Here is a 19,175-nt window from a genome sequence, read left to right on the forward strand (position 1 = left end):
ATTAAAATTAAAAACATACTATATAGATTAAAGGAGAAATTCAATTATGAGTAAAATTATCGGTATTGACTTAGGAACTACTAACTCTGCAGTGTCAGTTTTAGAAGGTGGAGAAGCAAAAATCATCACAAACCCAGAAGGTAACCGTACAACACCATCCGTTGTATCATTTAAAAATGGTGAAATCCAAGTTGGTGAAGTAGCGAAACGTCAAGCAGTAACGAACCCAGATACAATTGGTTCAATTAAACGCCATATTGGTGAAGCTGGATATAAAACAGAAATTGATGGAAAATCTTACACACCACAAGAAATCTCAGCAATGATCTTACAATACTTAAAAGGTTTCGCTGAAGATTACTTAGGCGAAAAAGTAGACAAAGCTGTTATTACAGTCCCTGCTTACTTCAACGATGCTCAACGCCAAGCAACAAAAGACGCTGGTAAAATCGCTGGTTTAGAAGTAGAACGTATTGTTAACGAGCCAACTGCAGCAGCTTTAGCATACGGTTTAGACAAAACAGATAAAGAAGAAAAAGTATTAGTATTTGACCTTGGTGGTGGTACTTTTGACGTATCTATCCTTGAATTAGGTGATGGCGTATTCGACGTATTATCTACAGCAGGTGATAACAACCTTGGTGGGGATGACTTTGATGAAAAAATCATTGCTTATTTAGTAGAAGAATTCAAAAAAGAAAACGGCATTGATTTATCTAAAGATAAAATGGCTGTTCAACGTTTGAAAGACGCAGCAGAAAAAGCTAAAAAAGATTTATCAGGTGTATCAAGCACTCAAATCAGCTTACCATTTATTACAGCTGGTGAAGCAGGACCTCTACATTTAGAGTTAGCATTAACTCGCGCTAAATTTGATGAATTAACGCAAGATTTAGTAGAAAGAACTAAAATTCCTGTACGCCAAGCAATTAAAGACGCAGGCGTATCAGCATCAGAAATCGACGAAATTATCTTAGTTGGTGGATCTACTCGTATTCCTGCAGTTGTAGAAGCTGTAAGAAAAGAAGTTAACAAAGAACCAAATAAATCAGTTAACCCGGATGAAGTTGTAGCAATGGGAGCAGCTATCCAAGGTGGCGTTATCAGTGGTGATGTGAAAGATGTTGTCTTATTAGACGTAACACCATTATCATTAGGTATTGAAACAATGGGTTCTGTGTTCACTAAATTAATTGACCGTAACACAACGATTCCAACAAGTAAATCACAAGTATTCTCTACAGCAGCTGATAACCAACCAGCAGTAGATATTCACGTATTACAAGGTGAGCGTCCAATGGCTTCAGATAACAAAACATTAGGTCGTTTCCAATTAACAGATATTCCAGCAGCACCTCGTGGTATTCCACAAATCGAAGTAACCTTTGATATTGATAAAAACGGTATCGTTAACGTAAGTGCTAAAGATTTAGGAACACAAAAAGAACAAACCATTACAATTAAATCATCATCAGGTTTATCTGACGAAGATATCGAAAACATGGTGAAAGAAGCGGAAGCAAACGCAGAAGCGGATAAAGAACGTAAAGAAGAAGCTGACTTACGTAATGATGTAGATGCTTTATTATTCTCAGTTGATAAAACATTAGCTGAATTAGAAGGTAAAGTAGATGCTGAAGATGTTAAAAAAGCAGAAGAAGCAAGAGATGAATTGAAAGCAGCAGTTGAAGCGAATAACTTAGAAGATATGAAAGTGAAACGCGATGCTTTGAATGAAATCGTACAAAACTTAACAGTTAAATTATACGAACAAGCAGCAGCACAACAAGCAGAAGCTAACCCAGAAGCAGCAGCAGGTGGAGCAGACGACGTTGTCGATGCAGACTTTGAAGAAATTAACGAAGACTAAACCAAATGAATTGAATCAACTATTTTGAAAAAGCCAAAGCAGTGTGCTTTTGGCTTTTTCATTCGTATAAAACAGATTAAGAAGATAGTATTTCTTAATTCTTAATTCTGTGATATGATTTAAACGATTATAGGAAGAATGGAGGATAAACCAATGGCTAAAAGAGATTATTATGAAGTCTTGGGAGTATCTAAGACAGCGAACGACGATGAAATAAAAAAAGCCTATCGAAAATTATCCAAAAAATACCATCCAGATATTAACAAAGAAGCAGATGCAGAAGATAAGTTCAAAGAAGTAACAGAAGCATTTGAGATATTAAGCGATTCTCAAAAACGAGCAGCTTATGACCAATATGGACATTCTAGTACTGATCCTAATTTTGGAGCAGGTGGATTCAGCGGTGGTTTTGAAGGATTCGGCGGCGGATTTGAAGATATATTTGAATCGTTCTTTGGTGGTGGCGGAGGTTCTAGAAATGCTAACCCAAATGCTCCTCGACAAGGATCAGATTTACAATATACACTTGATTTAACCTTTAATGAAGCTATTTTTGGCTTAGAAAAAAATATTCGTTTTAACAGAGAAGACGAATGTGTCACGTGTCATGGTAGTGGTGCTAAACCTGGAACACAACCAGAAACATGTCAAAAATGTCATGGTGCTGGAACAATCAATGTGGAACGTCAAACACCGTTAGGTCGCATGATGAGTCGTCAAACCTGTGATGAGTGTCAAGGTTCTGGTAAAATTATTAAAGATAAATGTAGTACATGTTCTGGTGCAGGACGTATGGTTAAGAACCATGCAGTTAAAGTAACCGTACCAGCAGGTGTTGAAGACGGACAACAAATGCGTTTGTCAGGTCAAGGAGAAGCTGGTTATAACGGAGGTCCTTATGGGGATCTATACGTTGTCTTTAAAGTAGAAGACAGCCCTATTTTTGAAAGGGAAGGATCAGAGATTTACTATACTGAATCTATTAACTTTGGACAAGCTGCTTTGGGGGATGAAATTGAAGTACCGACAGTACATGGTCGAGTGAAATTGAAGATTCCAGCTGGGACTCAAACAGGAACAACTTTCCGCTTGAAAGGAAAAGGAGCTCCTAGACTACGTGGCGCTGGTAACGGAGATCAACAAGTGACGGTGACTGTAGAAACGCCAACTAACTTGAACGATGGGCAACGTGAAGCTTTAAGAAGTTTCTTAGAAGCTAGTGGTTCAAAAAAAATCATTGAACAAGAAGAAGGTTTCTTTGATAAAATGAAAGATGCTTTTTCAACAGGGAAAAAGAAAAAATAGCATAACCGATAAAAGGGATAAAGACGTAGTATGTCTTTATCTTCTTTTTTTGTGATAAAAAGGTTGCAATAGGGAGTAAATCATTGTATCATCTAAATGGTAATCATTACGGTTTGAAGAGAGGGAAATAATGAAAAAAATAAAATTATTGGGCTTAATTATGGCCTCAACGCTTCTATTGATAGGATGTGGTAAGGCGGTTGAAAAGACGGAACAGCAAGACGGGCCGTTGAAAGTAGTGACGACTTTTTATCCTATGTATGACTTTACAACTCAAGTTGCAAAAGAACATGCTGATGTATCGATGTTAATTGATGGGGGGGTAGAACCTCATGATTATGAGCCTAGTGCTAAAGACATGGCTAAGATACAAGATGCTGATGTGTTTATTTATAATTCGAAAGAAATGGAAACATGGGTAGAGGCTGTTTTAGCTAGTATTGATCAGTCTAACGTTGTTGTGGTAGAAGCCAGTGATGGAATTGATTTACTTGATTCACAAGAACATGATCACGAGGCAGAGGATGAACATGAAGGTCACGAAGAACATGACCACGGGGCGCATGATCCTCATGTGTGGCTAAGTCCCGTTTTAGCTCAGCAAGAAGTATCGACTATAACAGAAGCCTTGATTAAAGCAGATGAGACCAACCAAGTAAGTTATGAAGAAAACAGTCGCTTGTATAAAGATGAATTGAGCGCATTGGACCAAGAATATCAAGAAATGGCTAATGAGGCAACGTTCAAGACATTTGTCACACAGCACGCTGCTTTTAGTTACTTAGCTCATGAGTATGGTTTAGAACAGGTTTCTATATCTGGGATTAATCCTGATCAAGAGCCAACACCTAAAGAGTTGAAGCACATTGAAGACACGGTTAATGAGAAACAGATCACTTATATTTATACGGAATCTTCAGCAACACCTAAAATAGCGAAGACAATTAGTGATGCAACAGGAGCAAAACTACTGACTTTAAACCCAATGGAATCATTGCCAAAAGGACAACGTGAAAAAGGTGAAAACTATTTGACCGTTATGCGTGAAAATATGCTAAACTTAAAAAAATCAATAAAGTAAACTCTAGTTTATACTAGGGTTTTTATTGTATTTATTTATAGATAGAGTAAAAGGGGATGTCGTATAGGATGAAACATCATAGTTCTAAGTCAATTGGGATTGTCTTAGCCATTACAGGGTCATTATTTTGGGGAGCTTCTGGCGTGATTGCGCAGTTTTTAATGACCACTAAACAAGTAGAAACAAGTTGGTTAGTAGGAGTGAGAATCTTTTTTGCTGGTATTATTATGATTGTTATTGCCAGTTTAAAGTATAAAAAAGAGGTGTTAGCACCTATTAAAAATAAAAAAGAATTGTTTACTTTATTTATTTTTAGTTTATTTGGTGTGAACGCGTTGCAGTTCTCTTTCTTCAAAGCGATTGCGACGAGTAACGCGGCAACAGCAACGATATTGCAGTACCTATCACCTATTTTTTTAGTGGTCTTTTTTATTTTTGAATCAAAAAAAATACCAAGTAAGCTGACAGTAGTGAGTATTCTTTTGTCTCTGTTAGGAATTATTCTACTGGTGACAGGTGGAGATATTAGCACATTATCTATTTCTACGGAAGGCTTAATTTGGGGCTTGTTAGCAGGGTTCTTTGGGGCTTTTTATATTGTTCAACCGAGAGCCTTATTAAAAAAATATGGCACATTATTGGTCATTGGATGGGGCATGTTAATGGGTGGCGGTATGTTACAAATTTTCTATCCTTTTTGGCATGAAGCACCTAATATGGATATGGCGACTTTATCAGGTGTAGGATTTATTGTTATTTTTGGTACGATTTTATCGTACATGTGTTTATTAAAAAGTACGAATTATATTCCTGCTCAATATGCTAGTTTATTAACATCATTTGAACCTTTAAGCTCAGCTGTCTTATCTGTTTTGTTTCTTGGTGTGAGCTTGTCTAAGGTAGAATTAACTAGTATTGCCGTGATTATATTGGCAGTCTTTCTACTCTCTCGAGCAGAGGATCTATAAAAACTTTCAAAAAAGTTTCAATTATTTTAATTTGAGGTAAAATAGGCTATAATGGTAAAGGAATTCATTTTAAATGAGTCGTTTTAAGATAATAATGGAGGTAACTAAATGTCTAAACAGCAAATCGGCGTTGTCGGAATGGCCGTCATGGGTAAAAATTTAGCATTAAATATTGAAAGTAGAGGGTATTCTGTTTCTATTTTTAACCGAACTGCGTCAAAAACAGAAGAAGTCGTTTCAGAAAATCCAGATAAAAAATTAGTGGCAACTTACTCAGTGGAAGAATTTGTAGCATCTTTAGAAAAACCACGTCGTATCATGTTAATGGTACAAGCAGGGAAAGCCACAGATTTAACCATTCAAAATTTACTGCCTCACTTAGATAAAGGTGATGTGTTAATTGATGGGGGAAATACTTTCTTTGAAGATACTATTCGTCGTAATGAAGAATTAGCCAATTCAGGGATTAACTTCATTGGAACGGGTGTATCTGGTGGAGAAGAAGGCGCACTTAAAGGCCCTTCAATGATGCCAGGTGGACAAAAAGAAGCCTATGAATTAGTGAAACCTATTTTTGAGCAGATTGCTGCTAAAGCCGAAGAAGATGGGCAACCTTGTGTGACGTACATTGGACCAAATGGTGCAGGTCATTATGTCAAAATGGTACATAATGGTATCGAATATGGAGACATGCAATTAATTGCTGAGTCTTATGACTTATTAACACGTGTCTTAGGCTTATCTGTTTCTGAAGTAGCGGATATTTTTGCTGATTGGAATTCAGGCGAATTAGATAGCTATTTAATGGAAATTACGTCTGATATTTTAACTCGTAAAGATGACTTAGGTACAGGGTTGCCGATTGTTGATGTTATACTAGACGCTGCAGGTAACAAGGGCACAGGTAAATGGACAAGCCAAAGTGCATTAGACTTGGGTACACCGTTACCTTTAATTACAGAATCAGTCTTTGCCCGTTATATTTCTGCATTAAAGGATGAACGTGTTGAAGCTAGCACAGTTATTCCTGTGAGACCTATTCCAACTTTTGAAGGAAACAGAGAAGAATACGTTGAGAAAATTCGTCAAGCTCTTTACTTCAGTAAAATCATGAGCTATGCTCAAGGGTTTGCTCAAATGCGTACAGCCAGTGAAGAAAACGAATGGGACTTGAACTACGGTGAGATTGCTAAAATCTTTAGAGCCGGTTGTATTATTCGTGCTCGTTTCTTACAAAAGATTACAGATGCTTATGACCGTGAGCCTAACATTAAAAACTTACTATTAGATGAGTATTTCTTAGCAATCACTAATGAGTACCAACAATCGGTTCGTGATGTTGTTTCTCTTGCTGTACAAGCAGGTGTACCAACGCCAACTTTCTCATCAGCCATTGCTTATTACGACTCATATCGTACAGCAGATTTACCTGCTAACATTATTCAAGCACAAAGAGATTACTTTGGGGCACATACTTACTTAAGAAAAGACCGTGATGGTGTCTTCCATTACGATTGGTATGGTAAAAAAGACAACAAATAGATAGGAAAAAATCATGTTGATTCTTCAGCATGATTTTTTATTCTTACGAGTGACATCCTTTGCAAAATATTTTATATTTGTTTATGATATTCCTCGGATGTATTTAGGAAAGAAAGAAGGTAAATATATGGGACTTCTGTTACAAAAAGTAAAAGGACAGAAAAAATTAGTAGTAGTATCATTTTTGATGACGTGTATCATGGTTACCTCTCAATTATGGCAACCAAAACTGTTACAACGAGTGATGACATCGATTATGACAGAAGACAATGCTGAAATGAAAAAAGTAGGAATAACATTAATTATTGTAGCTATTTTTGGCTTAATTGCTGGAGTGTTGAACACGATTATTGCAGCGAAGGTCTCTCAAGAAGTCGCTTCAGAATTACGTTCTGACGGCTTCAAAAAAATTCAAACCTTTTCATTCAGTAACATTGAAAAGTATTCAACCAGTAACCTGGTTGTCCGTTTAACCAACGATGTGACACAAGTTCAAAACATTGTCATGATGACGTTACAATCTATTTTAAGAATACCTATTATGTTTGTAGGTAGTTTTATTTTAGCTATGATGACATTGCCTCAATTATGGTGGGTCATTATTTTATTAGTGATCTTGGTAGTATTAACCGTGATGTCTATTTTTGGTATGATGGGCAAGCATTTTGCTAAAATTCAAGGTTACATTGAAAAAGTTAACAGTATTGCTAAGGAAAATTTGATGGGAATACGTGTGGTGAAATCATTTGTTCAAGAAGAAAATGAAACCAAACGCTTTACCAAAATTTCAGATAAATTAGCGAAACATACGATTGCGGTGGGGAACTTATTTTCTATTATGATCCCAACCTTTATGTTAATTTCTAGTTTAGCTATTGTTACCTCTATTTATTTTGCAGCAGATTTGGCAACGACTGATTTAGAAGTGATTGGCGCGATTGTGTCATTTATGAACTATTTGATGCAAATTATGATGAGTATCATTATTGGCGGTATGATGATGATGATGGCTTCAAGAGGATTCATTTCATTAGCGCGTTTGAATGAAGTATTAGAAACAGAAGCAGATATTACTTTTGAAGGGCATAATGTTGTAGAAAATGGGACAGTGACATTTGACAATGTGTCTTTCACTTACCAAGACGATGACCAACCCACATTGAAAAATATTTCCTTTGAAGTGGCCCATGGTCAAATGGTTGGTGTTGTTGGAGCTACAGGTGCTGGTAAATCAACCCTTGCTCAAATGATTCCTAGGATGTATGACCCAACAGAAGGTCGTATTCTCATTGATGGCAAAGAATTAACGTCGATATCAAAAGAAAATTTACGTGAGAGTGTAGCGATTGTCTTACAACGTGCGATTCTTTTTTCTGGTACGATTGCAGATAACTTGAAACAAGGAGACAAATCAGCGGGAGAATCAGAAATGAAGCGTGCTTCTGATATTGCGCAAGCAAGTGAGTTTATTGAACGTCAAATGGATAACTATTATAGCGTGGTGGAAGAACGTGGCTCTAACTTCTCTGGTGGACAAAAACAACGTTTATCGATTACACGAGGTGTGATTGGTGACCCTAAAATACTGATCCTAGATGATAGTACTAGTGCGTTAGATGCAAAATCTGAAAAATTAGTAAAAGAAGCATTAGCAAAAGAGTTGAGCAGTACAACGACATTTATTATTGCTCAAAAAATATCTTCTGTGATTCAAGCGGATAACATTTTAGTTCTAGATGAAGGCCGACTGGTGGCTCAAGGAACACATAAAGAGTTACTTGAAACAAGTGACGTGTACCGTGAAATCTATGAAACACAGAAAGCGAAGGAGGTTGAATAAACATGGAACAAAATAAAAATAGTGTGGCGTCATTCTTTTGGCGATATTTAAGAGTTTATAAATTACAATTGTTTGTTATTGTTGTTGCCATCATTTTCTCAACCTACTTACAAGTCAAAGCTCCTCAGTATACAGGGAAAGCAATTGAAGAATTAGCAAAATATGCAGGGACTTATTTTGCAACACAACAAGCAGACAAGACGCCCTTTGTTAGCGTTATTAAGTTATTGATTGGTTTATATGTGTTGAACTGGATATCCATGTTTATTCAAAATATGTTAATGTCTTTTGTGACAGGGAATTCAACGAATAACATGAGAATTGATTTGTTCAAAAAATTAGAACGTATCAACATTAAATTCTTTGATACCCATCAAGATGGTGAGATTTTATCTCGTTTCACTAGCGATTTAGACAATATTTCTAATACAATGAACCAAGCGTTAATTCAAGTGTTAACGAATGTTTCCATGATGATTGGTGTTTTATTCATGATGTTCAGAGAAAATGTCCAAATGTCTCTAGCTACATTGGCTATTTCTCCTTTAGCTATCATTGTTGCTGTTGTGATTATTAAACAAGCCGAGAAAAATGTGGGCGTTCAGCAAGAAAACATTGGTAAACTAAATGGTTACATTGATGAAAAAATATCAGGTCAAAAAGTGATTATCACGAATGGCTTGGAAGAAGAAACCATCGAAGGTTTTGAAGTATTAAATGAAGAAGTTAAAAAAGCGACTTTCAAAGGGCAAGTCTTTTCTGGTCTCTTGTTCCCAACTATGCAAGGTATTTCAATTTTAAATACCGCGATTGTCATTATAGCTGGTGGCTTTTTAGTGTTAAATGGTAGTGGTGATAAAGCAGCCGGTCTAGGTTTAATTGTTATGTTTATTCAATATTCTCAGCAATTTTATATGCCGTTGACTCAGATTTCCTCTCAATTTAGCATGTTACAGTTAGCCTTTACAGGGGCAAAACGTCTGAATGAGATTTTTGATGTAGAAGATGAATACGAAAAAGAAAGCGTCACTGATATTGATGGTATCCATGATACGGTTTCTCTAGAACATGTGGACTTTTCATATGAACCAGGTAAACCAATCTTGAAAGACATTAATATTACAGCGAATAGAGGACAGATGGTGGCTCTTGTTGGACCTACAGGCTCTGGTAAGACAACGGTCATGAATCTATTGAATCGTTTCTATAATGTTGATGGTGGGAGTATAAAATTAGACGGAAAAGATGTTCAAGACATCTCACTGGCTAGCTTGCGTTCTCATATTGGTATCGTTTTACAAGACTCAGTGATATTCTCAGGAACCATCCGAGACAATTTAGTATTCGGTAAGCCAGATGCCTCAGAAGAAGAAATGATTCTCGCAGCGAAACAGGCTAATATCCATGACTTCATTATGAGTTTAGATGAGGGATACGATACCCAAGTGAACGATGAGAACAGTGTGTTCAGTGTGGGGCAAAAACAATTAATCAGTATAGCGAGAACGATCATTACTGATCCTTCACTTCTAATACTAGATGAAGCAACAAGTAATGTAGACACAGTAACAGAAAGTCGTATTCAAAAAGCAATGGAAAACATTATTAGTGGAAGAACTAGTTTTGTAATTGCTCACCGATTAAAAACAATTTTAAATGCGGATTACATTGTAGTATTAAATCAAGGTGAAATAATTGAAGAAGGTACTCATGAAGAATTAATCGAGCAACAAGGATTTTATGCAGAATTATATCAAAATCAATTTGTTTTTGAATAGAAAAAAGGAAACTAAAGAGGAAACTCTTTAGTTTTTTTCAATTTTATGCCTGTTTTTCAATAATAAGCGGTCAGAGTGATAGATTTTTATGCCGTTTATCGTTATAATGATTCATGGTAGTTAGAATTAAAAGTAACTAAGAAAGGCATGTGTATTGTATGTCAAATAATATTTTAATAATAGAAGATGAAAAGAATTTAGCTCGCTTCGTGGAGTTGGAGTTAAAGCACGAAGGGTATGCAACAGAAGTACATTATAATGGACGTACAGGTTTAGAGGCTGCCTTAACTGGAGAATGGGATGCTATTCTTTTAGATTTAATGTTACCTGAGTTGAATGGTTTGGAAGTGTGTCGCCGTATTCGTCAAGTGAAGAATACTCCGATTATCATGATGACAGCCAGAGATTCAGTGATTGACCGCGTATCAGGTTTGGATCATGGCGCAGATGATTATATCGTGAAACCATTTGCCATTGAAGAATTACTCGCAAGATTACGAGCATTGTTACGCCGAATTGATATTGAAGGTGACAAGAATATCACGAAACAAACAACGATTACTTACCGAGATTTAATGATTGAAAAAGAAAACCGAGTGGTACGTCGTGGAGATGAAATCATTGAATTAACAAAACGCGAGTATGAGTTGTTATTGATATTGATGGAAAACATTAACGTCGTATTATCAAGAGATGTTCTATTAAACAAGGTATGGGGCTATGAAATCGAAGTAGAAACTAACGTTGTGGATGTTTATATTCGTTACTTAAGAAATAAAATTGATATACCAGGGGAAGACAGCTACATTCAAACAGTTCGTGGTACTGGTTATGTTATGAGGTCGTAATGAAACCATTTGATAATATTGATCTACCCAAGCGATTTACGTGGAATTCTATAACGTTTAAGTGGGCTATTTTAACCTCACTGGCTATTTCAATGTTGTTTACGGTCTTTGCGATTGTTACGTATCAAACCACATCTAATGTCATGATAGAGCAAGAACGGACTAATTTTGATCGGACGATGAATGAAGTCACTGGTCGTCTGTCTCGTGCGAAAGATGAATTAACTTTGAGCAATACGGTTTTTTATTTAAAAGAGTCTTCAGGAGAATATGTTGGGGATAGTTACTATGATCGACATTCGATTGAAACAAGTTTGATGCAGTTAAACAGTTTTATTTCAGAATTGTCTAAGCCGGAATTGAATGCTAAAGTGTATGGATTGGATGGTAACCTACTTTTTGAAACAAAAAGTTTGTATCTACCTTTTGATGTGAAAGACCAAAAGAATATTTCGGTTCAATCGCATAATAATATTTCAGGATTAATGGTGACAAAGCCAATTTATTCTAATTTCACAGGTAAAAAAATAGGCTATGCTCAAGGGTTTTATGAATTGACGAGCTATTATAATGTCAGAACACAGATTCTGAATATACTTCTAATATTAGAAGTGGTCGGTTTGTTAGTCAGTCTAGTCATAAGTTATCTCTTGTCTAGCTACTTTACCAGTCCTCTAAGAAAAATGGCCAGTATGTTGAATAGCATTGAAGAGGCGCCAAAGACAGGGATGCGTATGCCTGTGCCTAAGTCAAATGATGAAATCGCAGACCTTGCTAATGCTTTTAATGATATGTTAGAGCGAATGCAACGGTTCATATCCCAGCAACAACAGTTTGTTGAAGATGTATCTCATGAACTTAGAACGCCTGTCGCAGTGATTGAAGGTCATATTAATTTGTTAAATCGTTGGGGAAAAGACGACCCAGAAGTATTAGAAGAATCCCTCAATGCATCGTCCCAAGAAATCACACGAATGAAAAGTCTGGTCCAAGAGATGCTTGATTTGTCTCGTGCAGAGCAGTCAGAGTTTTTATATCAAGACAAAGAATCCAATGCAAGAGATGTTGTCTCAACGACTGTAGGTAATTTCCAAATGTTGTATCCTGAATTTATTTTTAATTTAGATGATGACTTAGGAAAGTACCCAGATGTGAAAATGTACCGCAATCATTTCGAACAAGTGTTGATTATTTTACTAGATAACGCAGTGAAGTATTCAACGGATAGAAAGGAAATATTGATTTCTGCCTCAACCTCTCTAAAACATGTGGAAGTAATGGTTCAAGATTTTGGAGAAGGTATGACAAAAGAAAACTTAAAAAATATTTTTAATCGTTTTTATCGTATTGATAAAGCGCGCGCAAGACACACTGGAGGAAACGGATTAGGATTATCCATCGCTCAACAGCTAGTTGAGAATTATAATGGAACCATTTCTGTCACTAGTTACCCTGGTCAAGGGAGCTCGTTTACTTTTAGGATACCTTTGGTCAATAAAGATATAACTGAAACATCAAGTGATTAGAGGCCTCAAATACTGATTTGAGGCTTTTTCTGATGAAATGACTAAAAAAGTAAGAACAGGTATGTTATAATGTTCGAGTAATATGCAATCATCTTAAACGTTAGAGGAGGGGTAAAATGGAGATTGAAAAAACGAATCGCATGAATGCCTTATTTGAATTTTATTCAACGCTTTTAACTGAAAAACAGATGAATTATATTGAGTTATACTATGCGGATGATTATTCTCTTGCAGAAATTGGTGAAGATTATGATGTGAGTCGACAAGCAGTGTATGACAATATTAAACGAACTGAAAAATTACTTGAAACCTATGAGAAGAAATTACATTTGTATTCTAACTATGTGGTCCGTGGAGAGTTGATCAAAGAAATCAAAGAGCTTCTTAAAGAAGAAGAGATAGCTAACCCGCGAGTAATCGAGTTATTAGATAAAATTCAAGAGATTGAAGAAGAGTAGGAGAAGAAGAACATGGCATTTGAGAGTTTAACAGATCGCTTACAGGTAGCGATGAGTAAATTAAAGAAAAAAGGCACGGTGAAAGAAGAAGACGTAAAAGAAATGATGCGAGAGATTCGCCTTGCATTATTAGAAGCGGATGTTAACTTACAAGTTGTCCGTGGTTTTACTAAAAGTGTTGGTGAACGTGCCGTTGGAATTGAGATTTTAGAATCATTAAACCCAACCCAACAAATTGTTAAAATAGTAGATGAAGAATTAACGAAAGTCTTGGGATCAGAATCTGTTGAATTGAATCGCTCTAAAAAAATACCAACCGTTGTGATGATGGTTGGTTTACAGGGTGCGGGTAAAACAACTTTTGTAGGTAAGTTATCGAACTACCTTAAAAAGAATGAAAAAGCACGTCCCTTACTTATCGCAGGAGATGTGTACCGTCCGGCGGCGATTGACCAATTAAAAGTGATTGGTAATCAGCTAGATATTCCTGTTTTTGATATGGGCACAGACACAGACCCAGTAGAGATTGTAAAACGTGGACTAGAACAAGCAAAAGAAAATAAAAATGACATTGTCTTTATTGATACGGCAGGTCGTTTACATATTGATGAAGCCTTAATGGGTGAATTAAAACGCATTAAAGAATTTGCAGAGCCTGATGAAATTCTATTAACAGTTGATGCCATGACAGGGCAAGATGCTGTGACGGTTGCTCAAAGTTTTGATGAGCAATTAGATATTACAGGGGTTGTCTTAACTAAATTAGATGGTGATTCTCGTGGGGGTGCGGCACTATCGATTAGAGCCATCACTGGTAAACCAATTAAATTTATCGGTACAGGTGAAAAATTAACAGATGTGGAAGTTTTCCATCCAGACCGTATGTCTAGCCGTATCTTAGGTATGGGTGACATGTTAACCTTAATTGAAAAAGCGCAACGTGATTTTGATGATGAAAAAGCAGAAGAATTAGCACAAAAAATGCGTGAAAATAGCTTTGATTTTAATGATTTCATTGAACAATTGGACCAGGTAATGGATATGGGACCTTTAGAGGACATTATCAAAATGATTCCAGGGATGAATAATGTACCAGGACTTGAAAATTTACAAGTGGATCCAAAAGATGTAGCACGTAAAAAAGCCATTGTTTTCTCTATGACGCCAAGTGAACGTGCTAATCCTGATTCTCTAACGCCAAGTCGTCGTCGTCGTATTGCTGCCGGTTCTGGTAACTCAGTGGTTGAAGTGAATCGGATGATCAAACAGTTCAATGAGTCACGTAAAATGATGCAACAAATGAGTAAAGGTAGTATGCCAGCCGGTTTAGAAAACATGATGGGTAACGGTGTTCAAGGTAAATTAGGTAAAATGGCCATGAACAAAATGATGAAGAAAAACAAGAAAAAAATGAAGAAAAATAAAAAAAATAAGAAAAAGAAATAAACGATAAGCCTTAATTGGCTTCTCGTTTTTTCTTTATATAGGACAGGAGATTAAGATGAAAATAGCTATTTTAGGTTATAGTGGCAGTGGGAAATCTACTTTAGCTCGGAGGCTATCTATCCAACACCACTTGCCCTTGCTTCATTTAGACCAAGTTCAATTTAATGCCAATTGGGAGCTGAAGGATCGAACAGAGGCTAAGCAGCTAGTAAAGGATGTTATGACGACAGAGTCTGATTGGGTTATCGATGGCAATTATAGTGAGTTCTATCAAGAAGAACGGTTAAAAGAAGCGGATGTTATTCTTTATTTTAAATTCAGTGCTTGGCGTTGTTTGGTGAGAGTGCTAAAGAGGTACTGGTTAAATAGAGGTCAAACAAGACAAGACGCAGCCCCAGGATGTATTGAATCTCTTAATCTGCCTTTCATTTGGTGGGTGCTTTTTGAAGGAAGAAAACCAAGTAGGCAACGTTATTATAAAAAGACATTACTACCTTATGAAGACAAACTGATTGTCTTAAAAAGACCCGGTGATGTCACACGCTATTTAGCTTCACAAAAAAACAACTTTGTTTTAAAATACAGAGAAAACGCTTGAATATCATGGGTTTAAAAGAAGAAATCAGTTTATGAGAGGCATCCTCTTCTCTTTTTTTCTAAATCGGGCTAGAGTAGAGTCAAACATATCTAGGAGGTAATAAAATGAAAGATGCAACATTTTATGCAGAACAGGTTAAATTAGGAGAGGTATCACCCAAGGAACTCATCTTTGATTTTGTGAAAAAAGCAGAACAAGAAAAGGAACTAAACGCGTTTGTTGAGTTAGACCCATTATCAGCTTTAGAGGAGCTCTCTAATGCTTCGGACGTAAAAAAAGACAGTCCTTTTTTTGGTGTGCCTTTTCCATTAAAGGACTTGGGACAAGGGAAGGCTGGGTGGTTACAAACATCAGGTTCTCGGTTATTCACAGAATTTCAAGCCTTTGAAACAAGCAATTATACAAAAGCGGTGGAACGAGCAGGTTTTATTCCTTTAGGTATTACTGCCGCGCCAGAGTTTGGTTTTAAAAATGTGACAGATCCAAGTTCTCATGGTGTTACTCGAAATGCATGGAACCCTAAGCATCATGCTGGAGGAAGTAGTGGAGGAGCCGCTTCTGTTGTGGCATCTGGTATTTCTCCTATTGCTGGAGCAAGTGACGGTGGGGGATCTATTCGTATTCCTGCTAGCTTTTCAGGTTTATTAGGTCTAAAGCCTAGCCGTGGGAACATCGTCACAGGACCAAGTAGTTGGAGGGATTGGCAAGGGGCTTCTGTTAACTTTATTTTAGGTGTTTCTGTTAGAGATGCTAGGTCTATGTTAAAGGTATTAGAACCAACGCATCAAATTTCCCCTTTTTCTCAACCCAAAGAAACACCCGTATCTATGTCACGACCTTTAAGGGTGGCTCTTTGTCTGGATTCTCCAGTGGGTAATGTGGTAAGCGATGAGGCGAAACAAGGGGTCAAAGATGCCGCGCTATTCTTAGAAAGCCAAGGGCATATTATTGAAGAAGTGCCTTATCCAATTGATGGTCATCAACTCATTAGAAGTTATTACCAAATGAATGGTGGAGAGACGGCCAACATGATTCAACACATTTCTCTAGGAGTAGGTAGAGAATTGACGCAAGAGGACATGGAACCTATGTCTTGGACGATTTATCAATATGGTAAGACTCTCTCTGCCGCTGACTATGTGGCATCATTAGAGAGCTGGGACCAGGCGGCGAATACAATGGAACGCTTATTCCAGCATTACGATTTATTCTTATCTCCAACTGCTACCACAACGGCACCTTTAGTGACAGAGGATTTACAAAGTGATAGTATCCGCCATCAAATGAGTCATGCCGATGAATTCAATCAAAAAGAGTTAGGAGATTTAGTATATGGTATGTTTGAAAAGAGTTTGTGGCTAACGCCTTATACTCAGTTATCTAATCTAACAGGCCAACCAGCGATTAGTTTACCAACTCATGTGACTAAAGAAGGATTGCCAATTGGTGTTCAGTTGATGGCAGCTAAAGGACAAGATCGATTCTTATTAGATGTAGCAGAGTTATTTGAGGTCAATCAACGTTTTATTTTACCTAAAGTTTATCGATAAAAAACAAAAAAACGCGTAGGCGTTTTTTTTGTGCTTATTTTAAGATGAGAATGATATAATAGAAGTATTATATTTCCATGAGGAGGTGTGTCGTGATAGAAAAATTAAGAGGCCAGAGCCGTGGTGTGCAAAGAGTCATGCTTTTAGGTTTATTTTTCTGCGTTACCTTATTCTTTTTTATTGGGACTAAACAGGCGTGGTGGTCATCTTTCAGAGTCGATAATAGTAATGAGCGGAGACAAATTGATACGAGTCTTTACCGATATCAGAATGTGGACCCGACTCAGTCAAGTGAAGCCGCTGATAGCTATAAAAATTTAGTGAAACAGCAATCATTGCTAGCTAGACTAGAGAATGCGTATGTGTTTGAACAACCAGAAAAATATCATCAATTGCGAATTGAGCTAAATGACACAAGGCTTAGTTTGATTGAAACAGAGGACTATGATCTATTAAAAGAGCAACAGCCAGCCATAGGAACCTTGATAAAAGAGCGTATCCGGTTAAGGCATATCAGAGATGATGTGATTATCTCTCCTCTAGATATGACGGATTGGCTCCTCCAATTGCTTCGTTTTATCGGTATGTTGTGGGTCCCTATCTGTGTGTTTTTAACGTCTCGTATCTTAGAAGATGAGTTATCCCATCCAAGTGTCAACAAAGGAGTCCCTAAGCGATTCCATCAGAAAGTGCTAACTAAGTGGCAAGAAATAGGTTACTCTCTTGTCATGAGTGTTCTTTTAGTAGGAGGGACGGTCTGCGTGTTAAGTACCTTATTTGGTCAGGGGATAGGAGGATTAGGCCGGATAGATGTTCTATTTATGGCAACACCTCAAGAAATTCCTAGCTATTTTACTGTTCTGATCTACTTGGTTTATTTTTTCTTGTTATATACGTTTGTTTTTTTATGTTCTGTTGTTTTGAATGGCCTTACGCGCCAATTTTATATGACGCTTTTTATTGAATTGTTCGTTTATAGCTTGGTATGGTTGATTCCTAAAGAAAATTTTCCTAAGAGTTTGTCATTCCTACAAGTGTTTCATCCAACTTCGGTCTTAGAAGGTCGCTTTATTATGGCGAGTAGAGGTGGAGAATGGAACGGAATAACAGGGATGCTTTTACTTATCGTGGGGATAGGGGTGCTAATTGTTCTCATCCAAATGCTTCAATTGGAGGATAAGGTTTGGAAAGGAGGAAGAGGCTAATGAAAGCATTATTTGTTTATGAATCACGTACTTTTTTTCATAACAAGAAGACTTGGTCTGTTTATTTTCTCTTATTGTTTCTTAGTCTGTTTTATTGGTTGAATACTGAGAGTAATTATGAACCGATTGAGAAAGCATCTTTACCAGAAATTGAAGCGAGGTATCTTGATTCAAAAGCTTTTTTAGACCAATTAGTCATAGATGAGTGGTCTCATCCCTCAACAGTTGAAGCGTCTGTGGTTTTTCCGCCAATTAATAAGTTGGATAAGGCGAGAGTCGAGGCTCTAAAAAAAGAAGACTACGTGGCTTATGCGCAGGCTACGAAAGAAGCGTATCAAGTGACACCGTATCCTATTAGTCCATTGTATTATAAGAATGGGAACCTATACCCTTATCTTGACCAATATTTGACCTATGAAGCACTAGATATTAAAATGGGTCATTATGTTTTGATGACCAAAGAATTAACGCTCCCTATTTTAAACGACCAAACAGCCCTACAAGGATTAGTTAGAAGCACAGAGAAGATCTTGCCTCTTATTTTTATCATAGTAGCTAGTTTGTTTTCATTGGATCTCTTTAATCATAATAGAAGGCATCGAAGTCTTCACTTAGGTGTCCCCTTATCTTTAGGGAAGCAGACTTTTGTTAAAGGGTGTGTCGCATTATTAGGCACGATACTAGCTGTTATACCGTTGTCAGCAGGGTTTATAGGACTAGGTATAAACAAAGGGTTTGGTTATCTTTCTTTGCCTGTGGGGATTAATAACATTCAAGATTATCATTCTTTTGGTATGACTATTGGCGAATTTTTAGTGAGAGCAAGCGGACTTATCCTTTTATTTGTTGTCTTCATTATTGGTATAAACCTTCTACTTAATTTATGGGTAAGCCATGATTACACGTTACTTTTTATAACACTCACGGGATTATCAACAGAGTTATTATATGTTAACCGAGTGGGGTATGGCGAGTTCCATCCTATCCAATGGTATCCAGTTAGTTACTTACAAGTTGGTCAGATTATCACAGGATACAGAGGGCATGCTTGGGTAACGCCATGGGTGACGTACCAACAAGGTGTTATCGTGTTAAGCTTATGCGTTGTCATGGTTATGTTACTGCTCGTTATAGGGACGCGAATGAAAGGGAGGATGTAA

The 19,175-nt window shown here is 36.9% G+C and carries 15 protein-coding genes; all 15 read left to right on the forward strand.

Annotated features, from left to right (window positions below; translation table 11 throughout):
* Positions 1 to 46: 46 nt before the first annotated feature.
* On the forward strand, positions 47 to 1,870 hold the full coding sequence (gene dnaK, locus ACVWM0_RS04680) for a molecular chaperone DnaK (protein ID WP_476473466.1): 1,824 nt from the start codon (positions 47 to 49) through the stop codon (positions 1,868 to 1,870).
* A 153-nt stretch (positions 1,871 to 2,023) separates the two neighbouring features.
* On the forward strand, positions 2,024 to 3,175 hold the full coding sequence (gene dnaJ / locus ACVWM0_RS04685; protein ID WP_476473467.1) for a molecular chaperone DnaJ: 1,152 nt from the start codon (positions 2,024 to 2,026) through the stop codon (positions 3,173 to 3,175).
* Positions 3,176 to 3,305: 130 nt separating this feature from the next.
* Positions 3,306 to 4,256 carry a metal ABC transporter substrate-binding protein gene (locus ACVWM0_RS04690; protein ID WP_476473468.1) on the forward strand — a complete coding sequence of 317 codons (951 nt, stop codon included), beginning with the start codon at positions 3,306 to 3,308 and terminating at the stop codon, positions 4,254 to 4,256.
* Between the two features lie 68 nt (positions 4,257 to 4,324).
* Positions 4,325 to 5,224 carry a DMT family transporter gene (locus tag ACVWM0_RS04695; RefSeq protein ID WP_476473469.1) on the forward strand — a complete coding sequence of 300 codons (900 nt, stop codon included), beginning with the start codon at positions 4,325 to 4,327 and terminating at the stop codon, positions 5,222 to 5,224.
* Between the two features lie 108 nt (positions 5,225 to 5,332).
* Positions 5,333 to 6,766 carry an NADP-dependent phosphogluconate dehydrogenase gene (gndA, locus tag ACVWM0_RS04700; protein WP_476473470.1) on the forward strand — a complete coding sequence of 478 codons (1,434 nt, stop codon included), beginning with the start codon at positions 5,333 to 5,335 and terminating at the stop codon, positions 6,764 to 6,766.
* Between the two features lie 127 nt (positions 6,767 to 6,893).
* Entirely contained in the window at positions 6,894 to 8,606 is a 1,713-nt protein-coding gene (locus ACVWM0_RS04705) for an ABC transporter ATP-binding protein (RefSeq protein ID WP_476473471.1), read from the forward strand.
* 2 nt (positions 8,607 to 8,608) lie between these two features.
* Positions 8,609 to 10,384 (forward strand): ABC transporter ATP-binding protein, encoded by a 1,776-nt coding sequence (locus ACVWM0_RS04710; protein WP_476473472.1) that lies wholly within the window; start codon positions 8,609 to 8,611, stop codon positions 10,382 to 10,384.
* A 158-nt stretch (positions 10,385 to 10,542) separates the two neighbouring features.
* Positions 10,543 to 11,232 (forward strand): response regulator transcription factor, encoded by a 690-nt coding sequence (locus ACVWM0_RS04715; RefSeq protein WP_476473473.1) that lies wholly within the window; start codon positions 10,543 to 10,545, stop codon positions 11,230 to 11,232.
* Complete coding sequence (locus tag ACVWM0_RS04720) at positions 11,232 to 12,758, forward strand: HAMP domain-containing sensor histidine kinase (protein WP_476473474.1); 1,527 nt, start codon at positions 11,232 to 11,234, stop codon at positions 12,756 to 12,758. The genes ACVWM0_RS04715 and ACVWM0_RS04720 overlap by 1 nt, the downstream gene beginning before the upstream one ends.
* Positions 12,759 to 12,898: 140 nt before the next feature.
* The gene (locus ACVWM0_RS04725; protein ID WP_476473663.1) at positions 12,899 to 13,216 is read left to right on the forward strand and encodes a putative DNA-binding protein; all 318 of its coding nucleotides are present in this window, start codon (positions 12,899 to 12,901) and stop codon (positions 13,214 to 13,216) included.
* A gap of 12 nt (positions 13,217 to 13,228) precedes the next feature.
* The gene (ffh, locus tag ACVWM0_RS04730) at positions 13,229 to 14,662 is read left to right on the forward strand and encodes a signal recognition particle protein (RefSeq protein WP_476473475.1); all 1,434 of its coding nucleotides are present in this window, start codon (positions 13,229 to 13,231) and stop codon (positions 14,660 to 14,662) included.
* A 55-nt stretch (positions 14,663 to 14,717) separates the two neighbouring features.
* Positions 14,718 to 15,260 carry a P-loop NTPase family protein gene (locus ACVWM0_RS04735; protein WP_476473476.1) on the forward strand — a complete coding sequence of 181 codons (543 nt, stop codon included), beginning with the start codon at positions 14,718 to 14,720 and terminating at the stop codon, positions 15,258 to 15,260.
* A 104-nt stretch (positions 15,261 to 15,364) separates the two neighbouring features.
* Positions 15,365 to 16,810 carry an amidase gene (locus tag ACVWM0_RS04740; RefSeq protein ID WP_476473477.1) on the forward strand — a complete coding sequence of 482 codons (1,446 nt, stop codon included), beginning with the start codon at positions 15,365 to 15,367 and terminating at the stop codon, positions 16,808 to 16,810.
* A gap of 92 nt (positions 16,811 to 16,902) precedes the next feature.
* On the forward strand, positions 16,903 to 18,015 hold the full coding sequence (locus ACVWM0_RS04745) for a hypothetical protein (RefSeq protein ID WP_476473478.1): 1,113 nt from the start codon (positions 16,903 to 16,905) through the stop codon (positions 18,013 to 18,015).
* On the forward strand, positions 18,015 to 19,175 hold the full coding sequence (locus tag ACVWM0_RS04750; protein WP_476473479.1) for a hypothetical protein: 1,161 nt from the start codon (positions 18,015 to 18,017) through the stop codon (positions 19,173 to 19,175). The genes ACVWM0_RS04745 and ACVWM0_RS04750 overlap by 1 nt, the downstream gene beginning before the upstream one ends.

This window comes from Vagococcus sp. 211 (assembly GCF_056322705.1).

Excerpts from the sequence above, each read along its gene's own strand:
- dnaK (WP_476473466.1), top strand. The coding sequence starts at position 47 with ATGAGTAAAATTATCGGTATTGACTTAGGAACTACTAACTCTGCAGTG.
- dnaJ (WP_476473467.1), top strand. The coding sequence starts at position 2,024 with ATGGCTAAAAGAGATTATTATGAAGTCTTGGGAGTATCTAAGACAGCG.
- ACVWM0_RS04690 (WP_476473468.1), top strand. The coding sequence starts at position 3,306 with ATGAAAAAAATAAAATTATTGGGCTTAATTATGGCCTCAACGCTTCTA.
- ACVWM0_RS04695 (WP_476473469.1), top strand. The coding sequence starts at position 4,325 with ATGAAACATCATAGTTCTAAGTCAATTGGGATTGTCTTAGCCATTACA.
- gndA (WP_476473470.1), top strand. The coding sequence starts at position 5,333 with ATGTCTAAACAGCAAATCGGCGTTGTCGGAATGGCCGTCATGGGTAAA.
- ACVWM0_RS04705 (WP_476473471.1), top strand. The coding sequence starts at position 6,894 with ATGGGACTTCTGTTACAAAAAGTAAAAGGACAGAAAAAATTAGTAGTA.
- ACVWM0_RS04710 (WP_476473472.1), top strand. The coding sequence starts at position 8,609 with ATGGAACAAAATAAAAATAGTGTGGCGTCATTCTTTTGGCGATATTTA.
- ACVWM0_RS04715 (WP_476473473.1), top strand. The coding sequence starts at position 10,543 with ATGTCAAATAATATTTTAATAATAGAAGATGAAAAGAATTTAGCTCGC.
- ACVWM0_RS04720 (WP_476473474.1), top strand. The coding sequence starts at position 11,232 with ATGAAACCATTTGATAATATTGATCTACCCAAGCGATTTACGTGGAAT.
- ACVWM0_RS04725 (WP_476473663.1), top strand. The coding sequence starts at position 12,899 with ATGAATGCCTTATTTGAATTTTATTCAACGCTTTTAACTGAAAAACAG.
- ffh (WP_476473475.1), top strand. The coding sequence starts at position 13,229 with ATGGCATTTGAGAGTTTAACAGATCGCTTACAGGTAGCGATGAGTAAA.
- ACVWM0_RS04735 (WP_476473476.1), top strand. The coding sequence starts at position 14,718 with ATGAAAATAGCTATTTTAGGTTATAGTGGCAGTGGGAAATCTACTTTA.
- ACVWM0_RS04740 (WP_476473477.1), top strand. The coding sequence starts at position 15,365 with ATGAAAGATGCAACATTTTATGCAGAACAGGTTAAATTAGGAGAGGTA.
- ACVWM0_RS04750 (WP_476473479.1), top strand. The coding sequence starts at position 18,015 with ATGAAAGCATTATTTGTTTATGAATCACGTACTTTTTTTCATAACAAG.